The sequence below is a fragment of the Bacillus canaveralius genome, from assembly GCF_002860125.1.
Classification (GTDB): Bacteria; Bacillota; Bacilli; order Bacillales; family Cytobacillaceae; genus Bacillus_BJ; species Bacillus_BJ canaveralius.
The window spans coordinates 122296-145667 of the sequence record NZ_PGVA01000028.1 but is presented as its reverse complement, the minus strand read 5'-3'; the positions used below and the strand labels follow the sequence as shown (position 1 = coordinate 145667).

Here is a 23372-nt window from a genome sequence, read left to right as displayed (position 1 = left end):
TCACCTCTTCATTTCCGCATTTTAGGATCTAGCGCATCCCTTAGCCCATCTGCCAAAACATTAAAGCACATCATAATTAAACTGATCACAATAGCTGGAAATAGCATCTTGTAAGGAAAAAGTAACATTGACTTGTAACCATCATCGACGAGTACTCCCAAGGAAGCTAATGGAGGTTGCAAACCCAGCCCTATAAAACTTAAGAATGCTTCAAAGAAAATGGCCGTAGGTATTGTAAACATAAGGGTGACAATAATAGAACCTAATGTGTTTGGAAGAAGATGCTTAGCGACAAGTCGGAAATGACTGACACCTAGTGTGCGGGAAGCAAGTATAAACTCTTGCCCTTTTAGCTGTAAAATTTGACCTCTAACAACTCTTGCCATGTTAACCCAGCCGGTTATAACCATGGCAAGGGTGATAGACATAATTCCTGGTTCCAAGACTAAGATAAATAGTATGATTAGAATCAAATTAGGAATTCCCATCAATATTTCAATAATCCTCTGCATAATATTATCAATGCGCCCTCCATAAAAACCAGAAATACCACCGTAGATCACACCAATAATCAAATCCAAAGAAGCTGCTAAGAACGCGATGTATAACGAAACTTTCGTGCCTTCCCATATTCTTGTCCATATATCCCGTCCAAACTGATCTGTACCAAACCAGTAGTTTTCATTTAAATCTCTGGCCTCGTACTGGTCAATACCATTTCCATCTATTCCGTTAAAGCCTAGCCATTCAAGGCCAGAAATTTTAGGAGGGAGGTCCGAATGCGCTAAATTTTGATCAGTTGCATTATATCCACCTAAGTAAGGGCCTAAAAAAGCTAGAGCTATTATCACCAATAGCATAACAATAGAAAGGAGGGCACCTTTATTACGTCTTAAACGGATCCATGCGTCCTGCCAAAAACCGATTTGCGGACCTTGAGCCACCTCTGTATGTTTCAGGCTTACTACTGGATCGGGTTGAAATAAATCATCCGTAATTAAATCTGCGTTTATCTTCATGATTTAGCCTCCACCCCATCCAACCGAATTCTTGGATCGACAATTACGTATAGTAAATCTACTAAAAAGATAACGATGACAAAAATAATACTATAAAAAATAGTGATGCCCATAATTACACTGTAGTCATTCAACATAATCGACATAGTAAACTGTTCGCCTATTCCAGGAACGGCAAAAATCTTTTCTATGACAAGTGTTCCTGTTAATAAACCAACCGTTAACGGGGCAAGCATCGTAATAACTGGAATTAAGGCATTACGGACAACATGTTCTATTACAATCCTTTGTCGGCTAATTCCTTTAGCCTTTGCCGTGAGAACATAATCTTGGCCAAGAACTTCAAGCATTTCAGTTCGGATAAAACGGGCGACGGTTGCTATTACAATAACTGACAACGCTATACTTGGCATGATCGTATTTTGATACCCTTCCCATAATGCCGGAGGTAGCCAACCTAGTTTAACACCGATAAAATATTGCATAAGCGCTGCGAATATAAAAGACGGTATAGACATCCCCAAAACAGCAATGACTACCGCTCCATAATCGACGAAAGTGTTATGTCTTAGTGCAGAAGTTATGCCTAAAATTAATCCAACTATTGCTCCAATGATTAAACCTTGAAAACCGATAAGAGCCGAGGGACCAATCCGCTCGCCAATGATATCATTGACAGAACGGCCAGCGTACTTAAATGAAAGACCAAGATCTCCTTGAATTAGGTTTCCTAGATATTTTACATATTGAACAGCCACAGGTTGGTCTAAGCCATATTTCTGATCCAGAAGCTCAATTTGATTGTCGGTTAACTCGTCGATGTTTCCATAAGGGGTACCAGGAAGAAGTTGCATAAGCAAAAAAGTCAAAGTAACGATGATGAATAAAGCCATAAACATGGATAAAAATCGCCTTAGAACATAACTCTGCAATCGTGTTCACTCCTTAACATATGACTTAATAGGAGAGGCTGTATCAATGATAAAACCTCCTAAATTAGTTATTATTTACCTTCTATATAGGCCCATTTGTAGTCATACTGTGGTAAAGTCGGGTGATGAATAACATCTTTTACATAAGGCTTGCTAATAATTGCAGTAGCATCTTGGTACATTGGCCCAATCGCCGCATCTTCTTCAAACAACATTCGTTCGGCTTCAAGCATCAACTCATATCTTTTTTCTTCATCAAGTTCATTCCATGCTTGGTTGACTAATCCATCATAATCCGGATTGCTATAACCCATTCTGTTGAAGCTTTTGCCTGTTACCCACATATCAAGGTAATTCAAAGGATCTGCACTGGAAGGAATATAACTCGAAATGGAAATATCATAATCAATTGCTTTTTCAAGCTCAAGACGACGCTGGAACGGTTGAACAACAATATTAACTGTTAAACCGTCGAGATTCGTTTCCCATTGATCCTTTAAATATTCTGCAGTTGCTTTGCTATCTGTTTCATCTGCAGTAAGTAAGTTTAGTTCAATCGCATTCTTTCCAATCTCTCCTAAACCAGTTTTAAAGAATTCTTGAGCTTCTTCAACCGTTCCTTTAAAATCACCGTTTAAAGAACGGAAAGTTTCACCTGAAGGGGATTTTGCAATATCTGGAACCAAATAATAAGTAGGTACTGAACCATTCTTTAAAATCACATCTGTCAAAGCTTTCTTTTCCCAACCTAGGTCCAGAGAGCGCCTGATATTCTCGTTCGATAAAGCTTCGTTACCATGATTAAATCTAAGGAAGGATAACCCCGCTGTAACTTGGGCGCTATAATTAGGATCATTTTTATATTTGTCAATAAAGGCTGAGGTAATTTCAATTAGATCGACATCACCAGTTTCATAAAGATTAACTGTCGTAGACTCCTCTTTAACGACATCGACATTGATTTCTGTTAATTTGACATTGTCTGCATCCCTGTAATCAGGATTCTTTTTGTATTGCCATCCTTGATCATGTTTCCAATCTGTCAAAGTAAATGGACCATTATAAATCACTTTATCGAACTCAGTCCCGTAAGCTTCTTCGCCCACACTTTCCACAAAAGCTTGATTAACAGGAAAGAAGGCTGTAAACGCCAATGAATAATTTAAAAGTGGGCTTGGACCAGACAGAGTGATAACAAGTGTCTTATCATCAGTAGCTTCAATTCCAAGCTCATCAGGAGATTTTTCTCCATCCATAATTTCCTGTGCATTAAGAATCTTTGCGTTTGCAAAGGAATAGGTATAGTAGCCAACATTCTGGAATGTTCGTTTCCAAGAATACTCAAAATCATGTGCGGTGACTGATTCCCCATTGCTCCAAACGTTATCTCGAATGGTAAATGTATGAATAAGTCCATCCTCACTAATTTCATGCTCCGATGCTGCGGCTAAGACAGGTTCATGATTTTTATCAATGCTGTATAATCCTTCTGTTGTATTTGCGATAACTACACCAGAAACTGTATCATGTGCTTTTACAACATCAAGTGAGGCTATTTCATCAATGGCCACCACATTAAGTGTTTGTTCAGAATCTTTCTGGCTGGCATTATTCGCATCAGACGTACTGTTTGAAGAATTGTTATTGGATCCAGAAAAATTACAAGCTGATAGAAGTCCAATCATACAAATAAAAGTAACTAATATACGTAATTTGGATGTCAAGAAATTTCCCCCTCCTAAAATTAAAGAGTCTACATTCTTTATACTGTAATTGAACTAGTATACAACTTGGATAACTATAAGTGTCTTGGTAAGAGCGGATCTTGGTTGATTCGGTGAGTGGTAAAAGTGTTGACTTGTCCTGTGGCAGTTGAAAGGAAACGAGAAAGATCTTAAGGATCAATGTTAAAAAGAAGTAATTGCACATTCTCTTATCAAGCCGCTGAGTTTGTAAGTCATAGTTGAATGCTCCTCGATGCTAGAGGAAAATTGAGGTTGGATCTCTATCTAAACTATTAGAGATTGATTCTGTGGATCAAGCCATAGAAGTTTTATAAGAGAATCTAGTTGTTAGTTAAGCCTAAGTACTAATTTTTTAAGGTATCCTCCCCTTTCACACTTTAATATATAAAAATTATCTAACTTTTTTATATATTAGCACAATTCTGAACTGAAGTAATATTAAACTTTTTTATTACTTATATAGAGGATATTTATAAGAAGAACTATTTCAAACAACCATAAACGAACCAATTAAAGAAATAACAGAAAGAATAAAACCAGCCCATAATATTGATTGGGTATAAGGATTATGCACGTGAAACTGATCCGGTTTTCCTACTTTTCCTTCTATTTGATCCGCATAAATATAAGATTGGTCGAATGATTTGTAGAAGCGCTTAAAATTACTTCTCATTCGATTAAAAGAATCTCTCTGTATAAGAAACATAATACAGCCCAGCACTAATAGGCTTATTGAAATAATAAAAATGATATTAATAAAATGCAAAAAGGTTAAATTCATAGTAGCCGTCAATACCATGATAGATAGCAAAAATGTGCAGCATATTATAAGAGAAACTCTATAAATTGTTTTAATAATAAACTCCTCCTTCTGCAACACCCTTTAAACATATGGTCACCGTGGGTATCTATATTGTAACTTTACTCAACTTACAACAAATTGGCCGATTGTTAAAATAGGCAAAAAATATCAATTTGGTCAAGGTACTTGAAATTTAGGATTGCATTTTATTTCTGGACCAACAAATACATCATAAAATTGGACTTGGACTTCTCCTGCCTGTAACCAATTTATATTAGTCTGAAGCTCCACTGACTCAGAATAAATGAGATCACGATTTTTATAGATTCGATATAAAGTATCGCAATGTGTATCTATGATGCGCATAACTTCCTACACCTTAATCCTGTTCTGTTTGCATGCTTCAATAAATGTTTCAAATATTGAAATTGAATGTCGATCTCGTCTCATAACCATACTTTCCGGATGCCATTGTATCCCTAAAACAAAGGCATGTGTTTTGCTTTCAAATGCTTCCATTACACCATCACTGGACATAGCGCAAGCTTCGAATCCTACTGGTATCCGTCTTACCGCCTGATGATGAAAACTATTTACTTTAAACTTTTCTTTTTGAGTAATTTGAAACAGTAATGAATCAGCTTTCACATTGACATAATGAGACGCATGCCATCGGGGGGCTTTTTGAGCGTGCTGCAACAGTGATCTATCATGCTGATCGTAGATATCCTGATACATATCTCCTCCAACAGCAATGTTTAAAATTTGGCAACCTCTGCAAATTGCTAAGATCGGTTTATCTAGAACAAGCATTTTCTTTATGATATTGATTTCAAATGAGTCTCTTTCAGGACAAATAATTCCGAGGTTTCGATGAGGTTCCTCACCAAAAAGTGTTGGATCAATATCCCCTCCGCCTGAAACCAAAAGACCATCAAGCCTCCCAGCTATTGAATTTATCATTGCCATATCGAGCAAATTAGGAAGTACAAGTGGGACAGCATCTGTACCTGTTAATGCATCAATGTTATCCATAGAAACGCAAAGCTGTTGATCAATTAAATTAGAAGTTACACCAATAATAGGGTTCATATCACTTTACTCCCTTTAATGAATATAACTGACTGTATGCTTCATAAAGGCTCTTGGTAATGGGGCCAGGCTTACCATTTGAAATCAGATTATGATCGACAGAACAAATAGGGAGAATTTCCACAGAAGTACTTGTCATAAAAACCTCGTCAGCGTCCATTAGAAATGTGGTAGAGAACGATTCCTCTTTAAATATTATTTGTTTTTCTTTTGCTATTGCTAAGACAGCAGCCCGAGTAATACCAGGGAGTATGTTACAGGTTAAAGGAGTGGTATATAATTTATTATTTTTTACTACAAAAATATTGCTACTAGTACCTTCCGTAATATAAGCATCTTTTGTTACTAAAATTGCTTCAAAGTAACCGCTATCGAAAGCTTTCTGCTTAGCTATTACATTTGGCAATAAATTTAATGATTTAATATGACAATTAGTCCACCGCTCATCATTAGAAAGAGTCGCAGATATTCCATCATTATAGTATTGTTTTAGAACTATCCTCGCTGGTCTAATCGTCATGGTAAAGGATGCTGGTACTTTCGGAAACAAGTGATTGCGAGTAGCAATTCCTCTTGTTACTTGGAAATAGATTTCCGCTTCTTGTAATTGAGACAAGGAAAGTCCATCCATAATAATTTTCTTCACTTCATGTAAAGTATATGGAAGATTTATTCTAATTTCTGAAGCGCTCTTTTCTAGACGTAGCAAATGCTCATCTAGTAAGAATGGACTTGAATCGTAGACTTTAACAACTTCATAAACCCCATCCCCGAATTGATGACCTCGTTCATCGATCGGTAGCACAGCCTTATTAATATCAATGAACTCACCATTAATAAATCCAATTTCCACGGAATTCTCCTCCTATACAGCTACCGAATTTAGTAGTAAATCATCAAGAGACCGAAATTCACATCCGAGTGAGTGGGCAACTGCCCTATTTGTGATATATCCTCCTAAAACATTCACCCCTTTAGCTAACGGTAAGTTTTCTCTAATTGCTTTACCAAATGAGTTTGCTAGCTTTAAAGCATAAGGAACCGTGGAATTCGTTAAAGCAATAGTAGATGTGCGTGGAACAGCCCCAGGCATGTTTGCGACTGCATAGTGGACGATACCGTGTCTTGTATACATTGGATTATCATGTGTTGTAATATGGTCAATAGTTTCAACTATTCCACCCTGATCTATAGCTACATCTACAATTACTGAACCGGATTTCATTTGCTTTACCATTTCTTCTGTTACTAATATTGGTGCTTTTGCTCCAGGTATTAATACTCCGCCGATAACTAAATCAGATTGCATAATTGAGTGAGAGATATTCATGGGATTAGAGATCAAGGTTTGAATTTGTCTGCCAAATAAATCATCAAGTTGGCGTAGCCGATCAGGATTTAAATCAATTATGGTCACATCTGCACCTAGTCCTAATGCCATTTTAGCTGCATTATTTCCAACCACTCCCCCACCAATTATGGTTACCTTGCCTCGATTTACCCCTGGCACTCCAGATAAGAGAATGCCTTTACCACCCCGCGGTTTCTCAAGAAACTGAGCCCCGATTTGTGGAGCCATTCTACCTGCAACCTCACTCATAGGTGTTAGAAGCGGCAGTGTTCCATTTTCCAATTGAATGGTTTCGTATGCAATTGCGGTCATTCCACTCTTCATAAGTTCGTATGAGAGTTTGATTTCAGCAGCCAGATGAAGGTAAGTAAATAAAATAAGATTTTCCCTAAAAAAAGAATATTCTTCAGGTAAAGGTTCTTTTACTTTCATAACCATATTGGATCTGCTCCAGACTTCTTGAGCATTCTCTACAATTTCACAACCCAATTCAGAATAGTAGCAGTCTTCAAAACCACTACCTGTTCCGGCGTTAGTCTCTATCAAAATATGATGACCATTTCTAATCAATGTGTCTGCTCCAGCCGGCGTTAAGGCAACTCGATTTTCATTGTTTTTAATTTCCTTAGGGACACCTATAATCAATCTTCTTCTCTCCCTTACATTAATTTGATATATTTTAAATATTAAATTAATTTATAAGAAGGAATAAATCCAATCAAATTATTTTATAGGCTTCATCACATTTTTTTATACGGGTGGTTGCACAGATGAATATCGAACAAGTTGAGGCCTTTATTTACGTATCATTAACAGGGAATTTCAGTAAAGCAGGTGAAATTCTTTTCATATCTCAACCTGCTGTCAGCGCAAGAATAAGGTCGCTTGAAAATGCAATTGGTTATCCCTTGTTTAATCGTAATGGAAAAAATGTATCGATGACTCAGGAAGGAGAAACGTTTCTACCTTACGCTAGATCTTTACTTCAGAACATGCAGGACGGTGTCCTTGCCATTCAGCAAAAAAATAGAAAAACGGAAGGGGAACTGAGAATTTCAACTGTTCTTACGGTATCGAATTATATTTTGCCTGCTTGGATCAGTGAGTTTCATGAGGCGTTCCCTCAAGTAAAGTTGGTTGTTCATACAGGTCATTCTCATAACGTTCTTGACATGGTACTAAATCATGAGGTTCCTATAGGGATCTCACGTTCAGTTACACATCCCCAAATCGAGTCCATTCATCTTTATGATGATGAAATGGTACTAGCTATATATCCAGATCATCCTTTTTCTGCAAAGAAAACAGTGTCTGTTGATGAGGTAGCAAGTCAGGATCTCATTCAATTTAACAGGGGTTCACTGGATTGGGCTTTGATAAATAATGCATTTCATAGTATGAAAATCCAGCCTAATGTTGTAGTAGAAGTAGATAATATTGAACTTGCCAAACAAATGGTGAAAAATAAAATCGGAATTGGAATTCTTCCGCGTTTTTCAATTGAAGATGAGCTGAAAACAGAAAATTTAAATATCATAAAAATTGGTGATCTTCCTAATCTAAATCGCCCTTTTCAGCTAATATATTTAAAGGATACAAAGATTGAAGGGATTCTAAAAATCTTCGTTGATTTTGTACTAAAAAAACTAGCTCTAGAAAAAAACTGACAAAATAAAAATTGGTACCGTTGCATTGTTTGATGAAGAAATATTATTTTGGTATCAATGGTTGCTTTAAATTAAAAACGAACTGCCAAGGAACTCCCATGACAGTACTACGATTTTGTTAATGAAGTTGAATTTACTAATATAAAGTGCACGCTTTTAATTACAAAATTTATATTCATCTAAAAAGGATATTGGTGAACAACTCTGCTATTTCTACCTTTGGTTGTTTCAGCTTGTGACATAGAATTTAAAATAGCTTCCTCTGTTGTTTCAGAAGCAGCTGAAAACATTTCATTCATTACTGGGTGGTCATCCCTCAATTGATTTCGAAATTCGATGTTATCTATGTAATCATGTGGTGTTCTATGTGCTGTTGAAAAAGCAATAACTATATCTCCGCTTCCATTGCTAAAATGACTACCCGTTCTCCCTAGTCCGATTCCACACCTTTTGGATATCCTAAGAAGTTGCCGTTCGCTAAGTGGCGCATCGGTCGCCAACACAATGATTATTGAGCCATCGGAAGTTTCGGAAAGAGCTACATTACCGTTATCCTTAAACTGAATGTTATACTTGCCTGATTGAAATTCTTCTTTTTTGCCAAAATTACTTAGGACAAGACAACCGATTTTATAAGATATATCATTAGATTGGATGACACGAGAAGAGCTACCAATCCCCCCTTTATATCCAAAACACACCATTCCTTTTCCAGCGCCAACAGATCCTTCCTCAACAATGTTGTTGGATGCATTTTTAATGGCTTCAACTGCATGTTCAGACTGTACTGAAAACCGTCGAATTGAGTTTAAGTAGCTGTCGTTACATTCACCCACCACGATATTGATCGTACCAGTAGATTCTCCTATTTCCGCATTCTGCTCAAGCATGTATTGTAAGGTTGCATGTGTCACAGTGGGTACTGCGAATGTATTTGTTAACATAATGGGCGATTCAAGTAACCCTAATTCGTTAATCTGAACAAGTCCTGTTGTTTTTCCGAACCCATTAATGACATAACTAGCGGCTGTTACTTTTTCTTTAAATAAGTTCCCGCCATGTGGAAGTATTGCTGTTACTCCCGTACATGCGTACTCACTTCCTTCTTCATTCAGCGCAGTATCAATCGTAAAGTGGCCTACTTTAATCCCTTTGATATCTGTTATACAATTCTTGCTCCCAGTTGGTAATTTTCCTATCGTAATTCCTTGTGCTCTTACTTTCATATTTACCCTCCAATATAAGTAGTCGGTATACTCTCTCTATAGCAAAAAGCTAATTCTGATAAAAAAAGCATGAAAGAAACTCAAAATAAAAAGAGGCTGAAACCTTTGATAAATCAAGGATTCCAGCCTTTTCCCAATAGTGATCCGAGAGGGATTCGAACCCCCGACCCCATCCCTGTCAAGGATGTATTCTCCCGCTGAACTATCGGATCGTAATATGATTTGTGCGAGCAAAGTTTTGCTCTCAAGCTGAGATAGCAGCTTGTAATTTGTTGAACCTTAAAAGGTACATATTTAATTATATGTATCTTCGAACAAAAGTCAAGGAGTTTTCTGAGGCTTTCTTCTTTACTCAAAAAGTTTCAAAATGATCCTTTCGAAACAGCATATAAAGCAGCTCTCAAAAGTTTTTCTACATCTTACCACCCATTTGCTAATCTGTCTTTTGAAAAATCACTCGAGCTTTGAAGCATATTAATAGCTATACTGACAAAACAGCTTTAAACTACTAACAAATATACGAGGAGGAACAGCGATGACATTAAAAATTCGTGTTTATTCTGATTTTGTTTGACCGTTTTGCTATATAGCGGAGGCTCCGCTGAAGGAAGCAATAAAGGAAAAAGAAAATATTGAACTGGAATGGATGCCGTTTGAGCTTCGCCCGCTTCCATATGAAACATTGTCGCCAAAAAGCGAGAAAATGCAGCAAAGCTGGAAGTCTTCGATCAAGCCGCTGTCTGAACGGTTCGGTGTCAACATGAAGCTGCCGGATATTGATCCGATGCCCCATACCCATTTTGCACATGAAGGGTACCAATTTGCGAAAGAAAACGGCAAAGGAAATGAGTATGTGGAAGCTGTATTGGAGGCTTTCTGGCGTGACGGTAAAAATATCGGATCTATTGATGAGTTAACCGAGATTGCCGCTTCAATCGGTTTAGAGCGTGACGCTTTTCAAAAAGCCTTGGAAGATCGAAATTATGAAAGAGCCCATAAACAGGCTTTAAGGCATGCCTATGAAGAAGCCGCCATCACGGCAGTACCCACCTTCTTTATCGGCAGCCAGCGTGTCCAGGGACTAAATACTAAGGAAACACTTGAAGCAATTATCGACCAGGAATCCGCCAAGTAAAATTTTTTATTGTCTGATAAGCTGCACAGCTAAAATAAATGACTTTCAAAGCATCAGCCGCAGCTGATGCTTTTGTATTGCTTTTACTGCCTGATAAAAATAACTTTAACATTGTTCACACTATCCATACTCCCAGCCAAAGACAGCTTGCAGAAATCATCCAAATATAAGACGTCTTGAGATCACTATAAAAAACCTACGAAAATGGAGACTCACTTGCCCAAAAGCTTTTTCCGTAACGAAATTAACGTGCCGGTATGCAGTCCTTCGTGATAAATCGTTCTTGGAATCACATCACCGATTGTCCGGATACCATGTTCTGATTCTTCATTCAACTTCTCATCGAATCTTGCGGCAAACGTCTCTTTCAAAAAAGGTATTTGTGCTTGTAAAAGCTGCTTAATTTCTCCAATCGAAGGTGGCTGGCTGGTCTGGGTCCAATCCCGCGGAGCACTTCCATAATTGAAAAAAGGCGCAATTTCTTGTAGTGGCATGCTATCATCGATTTTATGGTAAAACCACAAATATTGGTCGAGCAGAATATGGCCTGCATTCCAGCGAACCGAGTTATTAAACCCATCTGGCACAAAATCTGTCAATTCGTCCGGTATTGAATCTAAAATTTCCAGTGTATAACCCCTGATGTCTTCTGCAAGTTTCCATACAGCACTGTCCATGCTTTTCCCCCTTGTTATGTTTTAATTTTACAATTACGTTCAGAATATTCGTATTATAACATAATTGTCGAAAGTTGATGCTGGATAGCCAAAAAAGCATTTCTGCAAATGTTATGATAAAATCGCATAAAAAGCCTTTTAAAAAGCACGACAGTGGGTCTGAGCATTGGAGGAAACAGCAATGGAAATTCCACGAGGTACAATCAAAGATATGACGATTCCAAGCAAAGAGTTGGGGGAAGATGTAAATATTCTCGTTTATTTACCGGCTTCCTTCTCACCTCTTTATAAATATTCTCTGTTAATCGCATCTGACGGAAAGGATTATTTTCAATTTGGCAGAATCGGGCGCATCGCCGATGAATTGCTGCATAATAAAGAAATAGAAAATGTCATTATCATTGGTGTGCCCTACAAAGATGTCAAAGATCGACGCGAAAAATATCACCCGCAAGGAAGCCAGCAGAAAAACTATATACGTTTTCTCGCCCATGAACTTGTCCCATTTTTAGATAAACAGTTTCCAACCTATCAAATGGGCATGGGCAGAGCACTGATCGGCGACTCGCTGGCAGCGACCGTGTCTTTAATGACGGCGTTGGAATATCCCAATATATTTGGACGGATAATTCTCCAGTCTCCGTTTGTGAACGATCGGGTGCTTGAACTTGTAGAAGCCTTTCAGTCCCCGCCTTTAGTACATATATACCATGTAGTCGGAAATCAAGAAACCAATGTTAAAACGTCGAGCGAAAACGATAGGGACTTCCTGACACCGAACCGCCATCTAGCGGAGGTGTTCCAGAAAAAAAGCTTTCCGTACCATTTTGAAGAATTTGCCGGCAATCATACTTGGTCCTATTGGCAGCCCAATTTAAGACAGGCTCTGGGAACAATGTTTTAAATTTGGCTAATATATGCTTTTTCGGGGCAAGAGGGGTATAATTAACCTATCAATTCAGAAGATTTGTTATAATCGTATTAAATTCTTTTTTTTCTAAAACAGTTCAATTCCGGCTCCTTTTTACATTGGCGTGCATGTTCGAATTTTAACTCCTTGACATTTAATTCAATCTCATAAATCCCAAATTATAAAATTGGAGGTCATAATATGAAATTCGGTATCGTTATTTTTCCGACAAAAAAGCTGCAAGATTTAGCCAACTCTTATCGAAAACGTTATGATACACACTACGCGTTAATTCCGCCACACTTGACGTTGAGAAGCGGGTTTGAGGCAACAGAAGAACAGATCACAGAACTGACTAAAAAACTTGAGGAGATCGCCGGGAACTACGAACCGTTTAGGCTGAGGGTATACCGGGTCAGTTCATTTCATCCGGTAAACAATGTAATCTATTTAAAAGCTGAAGTTACAGAACAATTGGAAGGCCTGCATAACGAGTTTCTAAAAAGCTTTGATGATGGCCAGCCCGAGTATGCTTTTGTTCCTCATATTACAATCGGGCAAAATCTATCGGATGCAGAACATTCGGATGTATACGGTTCTTTAAAAATGCTGGATATTGACCATGAAGAAACCGTAGACCGCTTCCACCTCCTTTATCAGCTGGAAAGCGGCCAATGGACTGTATATGAAACATTTCGCCTGGGAAAGGATAATCAAAATTGAAAGTCACTACCGTTTCGACCGAACAAGAATTAGAGGATGCCTTTACAGTCCGTAAGAAGGTATTCGTTGAAGAACAGCAAGTTCCAGAAGAAGAAGAAATAGACCAGTTCGAATCCAACGCAGTTCACTTTGTTTTATATGATGGTGAAACTCCTGCTGGTGCCGGCCGTTTCCGGGTTGTTGATGGTTTTGGAAAGGTTGAACGCATTTGTGTGCTACAGGAGTACCGAAAGACCGGAGCCGGTAAAGCGATAATGGCTGCAATAGAAGCATATGCCGCCGGCAATGGGATATCGGCCTTAAAGCTTAACGCACAAACCCATGCTATTCCCTTTTATAGCCGCTTGGGCTATGAAGTTGTTTCAGGGGAGTTTTTAGATGCAGGTATCCCCCATAAAACGATGAAAAAATTCACAAAATAAATGCTAAGGGCTAAACGAAACAGTAACAAATTTTTGTTTAGCCCTGTTTCATTTCTCTCTGATTCCTTTTCGTACTGTCATGTACAAGCCATTTAACTATTTTTGATATCACAACTAACCTTATGACTGCCTTTATGAGTCCCTTCTTGTGAATGCACAAAGAATTGGCAAAAGTTAATTTGAACAGCAAGGAGTTTACCTCCATGCTGAGGATTTTCTTAAAGGGTGTAGTAATTCACAAACTGCTTCCTTACTTGCACATTTAAATTCTCTGTGTATTTTAACAATAATCCAATCTACCAATTTAAGATTGGAATTGAGGACGCATTTCGCTCCATGGAGATAATCGTTCGAAGGCACGGGAAGCACGAAATACAGTCTCATCCTCTAAACGACGTCCAATAATTTGCAAGCCAATGGGTAATCCCTCTCCAGAAAATCCACACGGGATAGAAGCCGCTGGATGACCTGTAAGATTAATAGGATAAGTCAAAAACCAACCATGGAAAGGATTGATTGGCTTTCCATTAATTTCTGTAGGTCCCCAAGTATCTAGAGAAAATGCTGGAACTGCTGTAGTTGGACATATTATGATGTCATATTCTTTAAAAATGTTCTGCAGTTTTGACCACGCTTCCTCACGAGCTTTATTTGCTTGAATGTATTCTGTTGCTTTCAATTCTTTTCCAAGTTTAATAAATTCCTGTACTTTTGGGTCAAGTAGTTCCAGCTTATCTTGAGATAAACTACCGTGCGAAGTCGCTACCATTCCATACCAAAGAGTTGCCCATGCTTCTTCAATATTTTTCTTTGGATTTTCAAACCTTGGATTTACTTCTTCAACAATACACCCTAATTCTTTAAAGATACCAGTAGCATTATCACATGCTTTTCGAACTTCAGGATCGATTTCAAAAAAACCAAGATCCGGACAGTAAGCTACTTTTAAATTTTGAATCCCCGTTTCTAGAGTCTCAAAAATATTTTCTTTTATTGGGAAAGTAAATGGTTCATCTTCCGCACTCCCATCCATAACTGAGTAAAGAAGAGCAGCATCAGATACAGTTCTTGCGATAGGTCCAAAATGAATGAAGGGTGCTTGGGAATAAAAAGGACCTACTGTTTCATACGGAATTCGTCCGTAAGTTGCTTTATAACCATAAACTCCACAAATCGCAGCCGGAATCCGAATTGAACCACCCCCATCACTTCCTTCAGCAAAAGGGACTAACCCTGCTGCAACAGCAGCACTTGATCCTCCGCTTGAACCCCCTGATATTCTATCAAGCTTCCAAGGATTACGTGTAGCACCAAATAATAGATTATCTGTTGTTCCTTTAAAACCAAATTCAGGTGTGTTCGTCATTCCAACAATAATTCCACCTGCTTGTTTGATCCTCTTAACTACTATTGCATCCTCTGTTGCAACTTGCTCAGCATACAATTTTGAGCCCATCGTTAACCTAACACCTTTTACAGGTGTTAGGTCTTTTATTGCAATTGGGATCCCATGTAATGGACCTAGAGAGATACCTTTCATTACTTGGCTCTCTGCCAGTTTTGCAGATTCGCGTGCTTGTTCTGGAATCAATGTACAAAATGCATTTATTATCGGGTTTATACGATCTATCCTTTCAAGACAAATTTCTACTACTTCTACAGGAGAAATCTTTTTCGTTCGAATCAAATATGAAAGCTCCAATGCAGATTTCCAGGCTAATTCATCTTTCTGAGTCATGGTTTTTTCCTCCTCCATTAATCACTCGTAAAAATATTTTTTAAATTCTGAAATATTTTTATATTATTTTTGTATAGCTTGCGCTTGTGAGTCGAACAATTGATTAGTATATAATTTTACTGTGCGATTTCACCTCCTTTTAATTTTATCTTAATCTTCGTGTCCGAACCGTTATTTAAGTCATCGAACAGTTGATCAACATGATTCTGTTTTGGCAAAGCAGCGGAGACAACAATATAAATAATTAGATTTAGCAATAGTCCCACAAGGCCAGCCGAAAGTCCACCAGCCCAGCTTACCAACCAAGGAAAAGGGCCTTTTAATAAGACAATAGACATGCCCACAATCGTTCCGGCTGCCGCTCCATATTTATGCCCCTTCTTCCAAAAGACCCCTAAAATTATTGGTACAGCAACTTGAGCTATGCAATCATAAAGATAAAGGATAATGCTAACCAATCTTGAAATTTCCATTGTCGCTATGAAGATAGCAATAATACCTACACTTAGTGTTAACAGTTTCGCATATTTAAGAATTTGTCTTCTATTCAAGTCAAATAGCCCTAACATGTTTTTCCCAATCATGACTGCGGCAGCTGTTACAACGGCACTGATGGTAGACATACTTGCAGCCATTGCAAATATTCCAATTAACCCAAGGACTACTGGTCCCCCATATTGTTCTGCCATCCAAAAGATACCGGATTGAGCATCTTCTGGAAAACCATTAAGCAGACTTCCTCCTAAACCTAAGGACAAAAGTATTATAGTAAAAGCTGCTCCAATAATCGGGACACCTAAAGCAGATTTTTTAGCCTCCTTTACGCTTTTTGACATATACATACGAGCAAAAATTGCAGGACTCATCATTCCACCGAGTATTCCGGCGATAATCGCAGAACTCCATACACCGTAACCTATTTTATCGTTAATAATTAATAATTCAGGCGCCCTTTCCGCAACCATTTGAAACATAGTCGTGAATCCGCCATAAGCTTTATTAAACAGGTACAAGACAGTGATGCTACCAATGAACGTGAAAAATATTCCTTGCACCAGACTTCCCACAGCACTCGCTCTTGATCCTCCTAACCAGCAATATATTATGACAAATAGGCTAACCAAAACCAATCCCACATTAAAAGGAACAACACCATAGGTAGCTGCAGAAACTAAATAACCGATTGTCTTTATTTCAACAATAAGCCATGGACTCCAAAACAAAAATGTGAATATAGCAATGAACGTTGCGAACGCTTTACTGTTGTATCTTAACTCAATGAAATCAGCAATCGTTTCTAAATTATATAATTTCCCCCAAATCCATACAGGCCTTACCAAAACATACATGACGGTTATTGTTCCCACAGAATAGACAGCAGCATATTGTGAAAATATTCCTATATTCGCTGAATCAGCAAAAAATCCAGTATACATTGCCCCTACATACCACGCGCCCAAAAATCCAAATAAACTAAGAATCCATGGAAAAGATCGTCCACCAACGGCATACTCTTCTAACGTATCCTGTTCTCGGTGAAATATTTTAATGACAATCGCATTGATTACAAAAAATGCTAATATAACAGAAATGGATATAATGGCATTCATTCTAACTCACCCCTTGCCTCTTCGATTTTGTACCATACAATAAAAGAAAGTGAAATAACGGTTATTACAAATATGATCCAAAACTGAACAAAAGGTAGTCCAAAAATCCACGGCTCAATTTTGTTAAATAACTTAAAAAATGGTGGAAAAACTAAAGTGGAGAACATTAAGCAGTTAAACAATACAAAAATAAGTGTAATTTTCCCGCTCGTCATTAATATATCCTCCTTTTTTTATCTGAAATTAAGATTATTAGACTTTCATTATTTAAATCAGATGCATTACGCAGTGCCTTAGTTACTACAAGATCGCCTTATACTTACAATCAGCGAATAGAGACGCCCCTCTTACACGGTCTACATATTGAATAAAATCCTTTGTGTAAGAAAACAGCTCTAAATATCGATAATTCTTTGTATTTTATTCCAAACTTATCCAAATGCTCTTTACTTCAGTATAGTTATTTAGAGCATAAGTACCCATTTCACGTCCGAATCCAGAATGCTTATAACCGCCAAATGGTGAAGCAGCATCAAACACGTTATAGCAGTTAACCCAAACAGTTCCAGCCTTTAAGCGGTGTGCTACATAATTAGCGTTCTTAATGCTTTCTGTCCATACACCCGCAGCTAGTCCGTACTCGGAAAGGTTTGCCCGGCTAATAACTTCATCAATATCTTCAAATGGCATTGCTGCTAAAACTGGTCCGAAGATTTCCTCCTTAGCTATGGTCATCTTATCATTTACATCAGAAAAGATAGTTGGCTCTACAAAAAATCCTGCTTCAAGTGGTACAGAACCGCCTGTAAGCAGTTCAGCTCCTTCTTCTTTCCCTTTTTGAATGTAAGTCAAGACACGGTTATGCTGTTCTTGGGACACAAGCGGCCCCATAGCAGTATCCGGATCCATTCCATTCCCTTGTTTTATACTTTTAGCATACGACACGAGATCTGCTATCACATTATCGTAAACCTTTTTTTGAATAAATAGCCGGGAACCCGCGGAACACACCTGCCCCTGGTTGAACATAATTCCATTTAATGCTCCTGGAATCGCCTGAGACATATCTGCGTCGGGAAGAATAATATTCGGTGATTTTCCGCCAAGTTCGAGCGTAAGGCGCTTTAATGTTTTGGATGCTTTTACCATAATTTTCTTTCCGACTTTAGTCGAACCTGTGAAATTGATTTTGTTTACATCAGGATGATCAACTAAGTGTGCGCCTGTTTCTCCTGCACCTGTAACTACATTGAGAACACCTGCTGGAAATCCAGCTTCCTGTACTAATTTAGCAAGATATAACGCAGAAAGAGGGGTTTGTTCGGCTGGCTTTAAAATCACTGTACAACCAGTGGCTAAAGCCGCTCCTAGCTTCCATGTCGCTGTAAGGAGAGGGAAGTTCCATGGGATAATTTGTCCTACTACACCAACAGGCTCGTGGCGTGTGTAATTAAAGTAATTTCCTTCTACCGGAATTGTTTGACCTACAATCTTTGTGGCCCAGCCTGCATAATATCTAAAATGCTCAATCGCAAGAGGCACATCCCCATTGGTGGTTTCACGAATCGGCTTCCCATTATCCAATGTATCTAGTTGCGCAAGCTCTTCTTTGTGTTCTTCCATTAAATCAGCTAGCTTGTATATCAATCGACTGCGGTTGGCTGCGCTCATTTTCGACCAGTAACCAGTTTCAAAAGCTTTCCTTGCTGCTTTAACCGCACGCTCAATATCTTCTTTACCTCCTTCTGCGACACGAGTAAGGACTTCACTCGTTGAAGGATTTATGGTTTCAAACGTCTTTCCTGATAACGCATTCACCCAGTCACCATTAATGAAGAGTTTCTTGTGACCATTAATAAATTCTGCCACTCTAGGTTTTAAGCTAAACCCTACTGTCTTCTCCATTTTTTCACTCCTTGAAATCGAGTTTTTTTAGAACTGTAAGCTGCAATGGTTTTCTTCTATTGTTATAAAAGATAACTTAATTTGTTTTTTGATAATTGTAAAAAACGGAATATTAAGAAAATGTGTTTTGAATTAAATAAAATACTCAAATGCTTTCTAATGAGTAGTACTCTCTTATATATCCGAAAACCAAAAATACTAAAAAAAGGGGGCACCATGCCACATCCTTGAGATAATTTAGTCAGACAGCACACTAAATAACACAAAGGTGGAGGTTGACTCCCTAATTTTATCTGTTCCAGTGAAACTTATTAACTTGAAATAACGGGTTTGTTGATAATTTACTAACAGATTGTTATTTTATGGTATATAACTCAGAAATTAGCATAGAAAAGAATTATTTGTCTGCGTAAGTTTTTGATAACTTTCTTACTGAGAGTGTTTGTAGTAGGAAGGTATTCCGGAGAGAAACTTCGTTTTTAAATTCTCAAAACTTTTTATTATATGGATATTGAGAAACAACTTCTTTAAATTGTATGGGGGTCAAATGGGCAAACTTCTTAAATCCCTTAATAAAATGCGCTTGGTCATGATAGCCATTTTCATGAACTACATCTAATAAATTAATGTTGTCTGTATGAAGGACCATAGCTAATGAATTTTGAAATCTAACTATTTCACTGAATTGTTTTGGTGAAAATCCAATATATTCCTCGAATTTATTGCGTAAATGACGAGCTGAATATCCCGTCTCATTAGATAATTTGTCAATATTAATTAGTCCGTTTGATGAGTAAATTTTCTTAATAGAATATTCAACTATATTTAGACTATAATTCAAGCTGGATGCGCTATTTTTGATAAACGTTTCAAATAGCACGATTCGCTCATAAAAAGATTTTGCTGCTCCGATTTTCTCTACAATGGAAGAATCTAAAGAGATAACATCTAATAAAGGAATTTTCTTACCAAGTAACTCTTTCATGGAATTCTTTAGTTTAAAAACTTTTTGCTCAGGTAAAAATCTAATACCAAAATAGTCACATTCGCTTTCAAAATCATGTTGCGTGGTTCGGTGAAGCGGACTGGTCCAAAGTACAGCAGAATGTTTGTTCGAACCACAACAAAAAAGAATATCAAAGCAGCCATCTGGAATAACTGAAAACGAGCTGATTTCATTTTTTTTAGTTTTGAATTGATAAAATAGCGCAATATCCTTACATAAATGCCCTTTTGCTTTTACTTCTTTATATTGCTGGGTATTACTTTCGATTTCAGGTTGAGAAGGAAAAAAATATTTTCCTGCTAACTTTACATTAGTTTTCAAATTAGGCTCACTCCTTATATTTTAGAAAAATTCAAATTTAACTAACTCAGAAGAGTTTGAATAACTCATCAAATTATGTAATATAAGGGTTTGAGTAATAATAGAATTTTTATTAGGTCCCTAACCAGCATATCCATATTTATTTATATCACTTGTTTCTAACCTTACGGATACTAAACTACTATATTCTCCTATCTATAGGGTAAATCAACTTACTCATTTCCAGATCTCAACTTTATTAACACAGTTTGTGAAATTTTTTGAATATTCTTAAAACCGATAATGCTATCTTAAATGCTATTTGATTAATTGTAAATATTTTTTAGTTAAAGGAGTGTCAATCTATTCAGTGTTAATACGGTGAAATTACTTTATGAAGTATTAATATTTTTACAGAGTATGAGCACCATAATTCCGCTTTTTACAATAAACTTCTGATGAAAACAGATATCATTAATTTTATACAAATCGATTTTCCTTATGAATGGTTTGTCTGATTTACTATCTATTCTATTGTAAAGGAGTTTTGATTATGGCCAGTATTACTGATAAAGGAAAAAAAATCACTCATCCCCTTGAGCCCCTAACTGTTGAAGAGATCGCACTTGCAACTGCGACCTTAAAAAAGGAGAAAGACCTGAATAACTCTTACCGTTTTGTCAGTGTGACATTACATGAGCCACCCAAAGCTATAGTCTTAAATTATAAAGAGGATGACCCAATCGAGAGACAAGCGTTTTTAGTATTGCTCGATAATGCAGAGGCCAAAACTTATGAAGCCATCGTTTCCTTAAACAATGAAAAGGTGAAGTCCTGGCGGTTCATACCAAATGTACAACCTGCCATCATGCTTGATGAATTTATAGAATGTGAAAAGGCAGTAAAAGAGAATCCTGAAATGCAAGCTGCCTTCATCAAAAGAGGGATTACAAACTTTGACTTAGTTATGGCTGATCCATGGTCAGTGGGGAACTTTGGATTTGTGGAAGAAAACGGCGTGCGGCTAGCACGTACGCTTTGCTGGTACAAAGCTTCTGATAACGATAATGGTTATGCTCGTCCTATCTCGGGTCTCTATGCATTTGTTAATTTAGATACTATGCAAGTAGTCAAAGTCGTTGACAAAGAAGTAATCCCATTCCCTCCACTCGATGGAAATTATAGGGCTGACCAACTAGGGGAACTAAGAAAAACTATAAAACCTTTAGACATAATTCAGCAAGAAGGTCCAAGTTTTGATATTAATGGACATGAAATTAGCTGGGAAAAGTGGAAGATCCGTTTTGGATTCACCCCAAGGGAGGGTCTGGTATTACATACGGTTACCTATAACGATGGGGGAACACACCGTTCGATACTATACCGGGCTTCTTTATCCGAGATGGTCGTACCTTATGGAGATCCCGATGAACCCCTTAGTCGAAACAATGCATTTGATGTAGGCGAATATGGAGTTGGAATGCTAGCAAACTCTTTGGAGTTAGGCTGCGATTGTCTTGGTGAAATCAAATATTTTGATGTCGCATTGGCTGACAGTCGTGGAAATCCCGTTAAAATTCCTAATGCAATTTGTCTGCATGAAGAGGATTTCGGTATTCTTTGGAAACATACTGATTGGAGAACAAACCATGTGGAAGTCCGGCGTTCTCGACGTTTAGTATTATCAAGTATATCGACAGTAGGAAATTATGAATACGGGTTCTTTTGGTATTTTTACCAAGATGGAAATATCGAATACGAAGTAAAGCTAACCGGTATCGTCCATACACAAGCGTTAAAGCCTGGTGTTACAGCAAAATATGGAAATCTTGTTGCTCCGCAGCTATATGCAGCGCATCATCAGCATTTCTTTAATCTCAGGTTAGATATGATGGTGGATGGATTGGATAATTCAGTGTGTGAAGTAGATACGGTACGTTGTGATAGTCCTTATGGTAATGCATTTACTGCAGTATCTACCGAGTTCAAAACCGAAGCAGAAGCAAAGAGAAAAATGGACCTTGAAAAGGCTCGTTACTGGAAAATTATTAACAAATCAAAAAAGAACATCGTGGATGACCCGGTCGGATATAAATTATTCCCTGGAGAAAATTGTTTGCCCTTTGCGGATGAAAATTCTAGCCTTTTAAAACGTGCCGCATTCATTAAAAATCATTTATGGGTAACACCTTTTAATGAAAATGAAAAATTTGCTGCAGGAGACTATCCTAATCAACATCCAGGAGGAGACGGTCTAGAAAAGTGGACGAAAGAAAATCGTACAATAAACAACACAGATATAGTTGTGTGGTACACCATGGGACATCATCACATCACTCGTCCAGAGGACTGGCCGGTTATGCCGACTGCTTATATGGGCTTTTCGTTAAAACCCGTGGGGTTCTTCGATCGAAACCCTGCACTTGATGTTTCCCCATCTAAACCAAAGAAAGATAGACACTGTAGTCACCATTAAGCGCTTAGTCGGCATATTGTATACAATCCCTACTTTCTTATAAAAATAAGGAGTGATCAAATTGTTACTAATCGCCAACTTGGCAGTAATAGCCTTACTGACGATTTGTTGCATCTTGTTTATTTTTAGAATACGACAGCAGTTAAACACTTCAATCATTCACACACATATTATTATCATGGTATTAAGCGTCGTAATCACTCTTACGATAGGTTCGATTTTAGGTCTTATCTACGGCCATGATCTTGTTTCTTCTACGGTTATTTCTACTATCCTGGGTATGGCTATTGGGCTCATTCTAGGCCAGGCTTTCAATTTTTATGTCATGCTAAGTGGAATGGTTGAAGGAATTATGGGAGGCATGATAGGGGCAATGATCGGAATGATGTTGCATCACTCCGCAAATTGGGCGTTCTTTCTTTTCTTAATCAATGCTATTTATATCATTATCATTTCACTCTCTATAATTACGATTAATCGTGATTCCATTAAACCGAATCATAATAGGTTATTAAATAGCACCAACGTGAAAAAAAGCATAATTTAATTTCATACAACAGTTGTTTATGGGGAAACTTCTGCAAGGCTCCCCTCTTATCAAACCATAAGAGCACTATGAATACACAGAGTTTTACC

Annotated in this window: 20 protein-coding genes and 1 tRNA gene; 7 read left to right on the top strand and 14 right to left on the bottom strand. The window is 37.6% G+C overall.

Translation table 11 applies throughout. The annotated features are described in order from the left end of the window. Positions 1–8: 8 nt before the first annotated feature. The 7 genes from opp3C to ald all read right to left on the bottom strand — a co-directional run bounded on the left by opp3C (position 9) and on the right by ald (position 7586). On the bottom strand, positions 9–1019 hold the full coding sequence (opp3C, locus tag CU635_RS13010; RefSeq protein ID WP_101577800.1) for an oligopeptide ABC transporter permease: 1011 nt from the start codon (positions 1017–1019) through the stop codon (positions 9–11). Further along, entirely contained in the window at positions 1016–1951 is a 936-nt protein-coding gene (locus CU635_RS13005) for an ABC transporter permease (protein ID WP_101577799.1), read from the bottom strand. Before CU635_RS13005 ends, opp3C begins: the two co-directional genes overlap by 4 nt. A 71-nt stretch (positions 1952–2022) precedes the next feature. Continuing rightward, positions 2023–3675, bottom strand: coding sequence for a peptide ABC transporter substrate-binding protein (locus tag CU635_RS13000; RefSeq protein WP_245917459.1), 1653 nt, complete (start codon positions 3673–3675; stop codon positions 2023–2025). Between the two features lie 508 nt (positions 3676–4183). Further along, entirely contained in the window at positions 4184–4477 is a 294-nt protein-coding gene (locus CU635_RS24350) for a DUF3899 domain-containing protein (protein WP_374702650.1), read from the bottom strand. Between the two features lie 393 nt (positions 4478–4870). Next, positions 4871–5590, bottom strand: coding sequence for a gamma-glutamyl-gamma-aminobutyrate hydrolase family protein (locus CU635_RS12985; RefSeq protein WP_101577796.1), 720 nt, complete (start codon positions 5588–5590; stop codon positions 4871–4873). A 1-nt stretch (position 5591) separates the two neighbouring features. Further along, positions 5592–6443, bottom strand: coding sequence for a D-amino-acid transaminase (dat, locus tag CU635_RS12980; protein ID WP_101577795.1), 852 nt, complete (start codon positions 6441–6443; stop codon positions 5592–5594). A 12-nt stretch (positions 6444–6455) separates the two neighbouring features. Next, positions 6456–7586, bottom strand: coding sequence for an alanine dehydrogenase (gene ald / locus CU635_RS12975; protein ID WP_101577794.1), 1131 nt, complete (start codon positions 7584–7586; stop codon positions 6456–6458). 125 nt (positions 7587–7711) lie between these two features. Here ald and CU635_RS12970 point away from each other — a divergent pair, with 125 nt between their 5' ends. Next, on the top strand, positions 7712–8608 hold the full coding sequence (locus CU635_RS12970; RefSeq protein WP_101577793.1) for a LysR family transcriptional regulator: 897 nt from the start codon (positions 7712–7714) through the stop codon (positions 8606–8608). 179 nt (positions 8609–8787) lie between these two features. Here the strand turns inward: CU635_RS12970 and CU635_RS12965 are convergent, their stop codons facing one another. Next, entirely contained in the window at positions 8788–9834 is a 1047-nt protein-coding gene (locus CU635_RS12965) for a DmpA family aminopeptidase (RefSeq protein WP_101577792.1), read from the bottom strand. Between the two features lie 140 nt (positions 9835–9974). Beyond that, positions 9975–10046 (bottom strand) — tRNA-Val (locus CU635_RS12960). A 374-nt stretch (positions 10047–10420) separates the two neighbouring features. On the opposite strand from CU635_RS12960, the gene CU635_RS12955 reads away from it, so the two are divergent. Beyond that, a complete protein-coding gene (locus CU635_RS12955) occupies positions 10421–10969 on the top strand; it encodes a DsbA family oxidoreductase (protein WP_308303497.1) in 549 nt (182 codons plus the stop codon). A 212-nt stretch (positions 10970–11181) separates the two neighbouring features. Here the strand turns inward: CU635_RS12955 and CU635_RS12950 are convergent, their stop codons facing one another. Next, entirely contained in the window at positions 11182–11646 is a 465-nt protein-coding gene (locus CU635_RS12950; protein ID WP_101577790.1) for a DinB family protein, read from the bottom strand. 181 nt (positions 11647–11827) lie between these two features. Here CU635_RS12950 and CU635_RS12945 point away from each other — a divergent pair, with 181 nt between their 5' ends. The 3 genes from CU635_RS12945 (at position 11828) to CU635_RS12935 (ending at position 13701) form a co-directional block, all read left to right on the top strand. Beyond that, on the top strand, positions 11828–12550 hold the full coding sequence (locus CU635_RS12945; protein WP_101577789.1) for an alpha/beta hydrolase: 723 nt from the start codon (positions 11828–11830) through the stop codon (positions 12548–12550). A gap of 207 nt (positions 12551–12757) precedes the next feature. After that, entirely contained in the window at positions 12758–13279 is a 522-nt protein-coding gene (locus tag CU635_RS12940) for a YjcG family protein (RefSeq protein ID WP_101577788.1), read from the top strand. Then, entirely contained in the window at positions 13276–13701 is a 426-nt protein-coding gene (locus CU635_RS12935; RefSeq protein WP_101577787.1) for a GNAT family N-acetyltransferase, read from the top strand. Before CU635_RS12940 ends, CU635_RS12935 begins: the two co-directional genes overlap by 4 nt. A 304-nt stretch (positions 13702–14005) precedes the next feature. Here CU635_RS12935 and CU635_RS12930 read toward each other — a convergent pair whose 3' ends face one another. The 4 genes from CU635_RS12930 to CU635_RS12910 form a co-directional block, all read right to left on the bottom strand. Beyond that, the gene (locus tag CU635_RS12930; RefSeq protein ID WP_180955727.1) at positions 14006–15439 is read right to left on the bottom strand and encodes an amidase; all 1434 of its coding nucleotides are present in this window, start codon (positions 15437–15439) and stop codon (positions 14006–14008) included. A gap of 116 nt (positions 15440–15555) precedes the next feature. Further along, positions 15556–17049 (bottom strand): sodium:solute symporter family protein, encoded by a 1494-nt coding sequence (locus CU635_RS12925; RefSeq protein ID WP_101577785.1) that lies wholly within the window; start codon positions 17047–17049, stop codon positions 15556–15558. A gap of 420 nt (positions 17050–17469) precedes the next feature. Beyond that, complete coding sequence (locus CU635_RS12915; protein ID WP_101577783.1) at positions 17470–18954, bottom strand: aldehyde dehydrogenase family protein; 1485 nt, start codon at positions 18952–18954, stop codon at positions 17470–17472. A 487-nt stretch (positions 18955–19441) separates the two neighbouring features. Beyond that, the gene (locus tag CU635_RS12910; protein ID WP_101577782.1) at positions 19442–20281 is read right to left on the bottom strand and encodes a helix-turn-helix domain-containing protein; all 840 of its coding nucleotides are present in this window, start codon (positions 20279–20281) and stop codon (positions 19442–19444) included. A 532-nt stretch (positions 20282–20813) separates the two neighbouring features. On the opposite strand from CU635_RS12910, the gene CU635_RS12905 reads away from it, so the two are divergent. Then, on the top strand, positions 20814–22736 hold the full coding sequence (locus CU635_RS12905; protein WP_101577781.1) for a primary-amine oxidase: 1923 nt from the start codon (positions 20814–20816) through the stop codon (positions 22734–22736). Positions 22737–22797: 61 nt separating this feature from the next. Next, positions 22798–23283, top strand: coding sequence for a hypothetical protein (locus tag CU635_RS12900; RefSeq protein ID WP_101577780.1), 486 nt, complete (start codon positions 22798–22800; stop codon positions 23281–23283). The last annotated feature ends 89 nt before the right edge of the window (positions 23284–23372 follow it).

What these genes read in the sequence shown, in the direction of transcription:
- opp3C (WP_101577800.1), bottom strand. Translation starts at nt 1,019, where the DNA reads ATGAAGATAAACGCAGATTTAATTACGGATGATTTATTTCAACCCGAT.
- CU635_RS24350 (WP_374702650.1), bottom strand. Translation starts at nt 4,477, where the DNA reads ATGAATTTAACCTTTTTGCATTTTATTAATATCATTTTTATTATTTCA.
- CU635_RS12985 (WP_101577796.1), bottom strand. Translation starts at nt 5,590, where the DNA reads ATGAACCCTATTATTGGTGTAACTTCTAATTTAATTGATCAACAGCTT.
- CU635_RS12970 (WP_101577793.1), top strand. Translation starts at nt 7,712, where the DNA reads ATGAATATCGAACAAGTTGAGGCCTTTATTTACGTATCATTAACAGGG.
- CU635_RS12965 (WP_101577792.1), bottom strand. Translation starts at nt 9,834, where the DNA reads ATGAAAGTAAGAGCACAAGGAATTACGATAGGAAAATTACCAACTGGG.
- CU635_RS12950 (WP_101577790.1), bottom strand. Translation starts at nt 11,646, where the DNA reads ATGGACAGTGCTGTATGGAAACTTGCAGAAGACATCAGGGGTTATACA.
- CU635_RS12945 (WP_101577789.1), top strand. Translation starts at nt 11,828, where the DNA reads ATGGAAATTCCACGAGGTACAATCAAAGATATGACGATTCCAAGCAAA.
- CU635_RS12940 (WP_101577788.1), top strand. Translation starts at nt 12,758, where the DNA reads ATGAAATTCGGTATCGTTATTTTTCCGACAAAAAAGCTGCAAGATTTA.
- CU635_RS12930 (WP_180955727.1), bottom strand. Translation starts at nt 15,439, where the DNA reads ATGACTCAGAAAGATGAATTAGCCTGGAAATCTGCATTGGAGCTTTCA.
- CU635_RS12925 (WP_101577785.1), bottom strand. Translation starts at nt 17,049, where the DNA reads ATGAATGCCATTATATCCATTTCTGTTATATTAGCATTTTTTGTAATC.
- CU635_RS12915 (WP_101577783.1), bottom strand. Translation starts at nt 18,954, where the DNA reads ATGGAGAAGACAGTAGGGTTTAGCTTAAAACCTAGAGTGGCAGAATTT.
- CU635_RS12905 (WP_101577781.1), top strand. Translation starts at nt 20,814, where the DNA reads ATGGCCAGTATTACTGATAAAGGAAAAAAAATCACTCATCCCCTTGAG.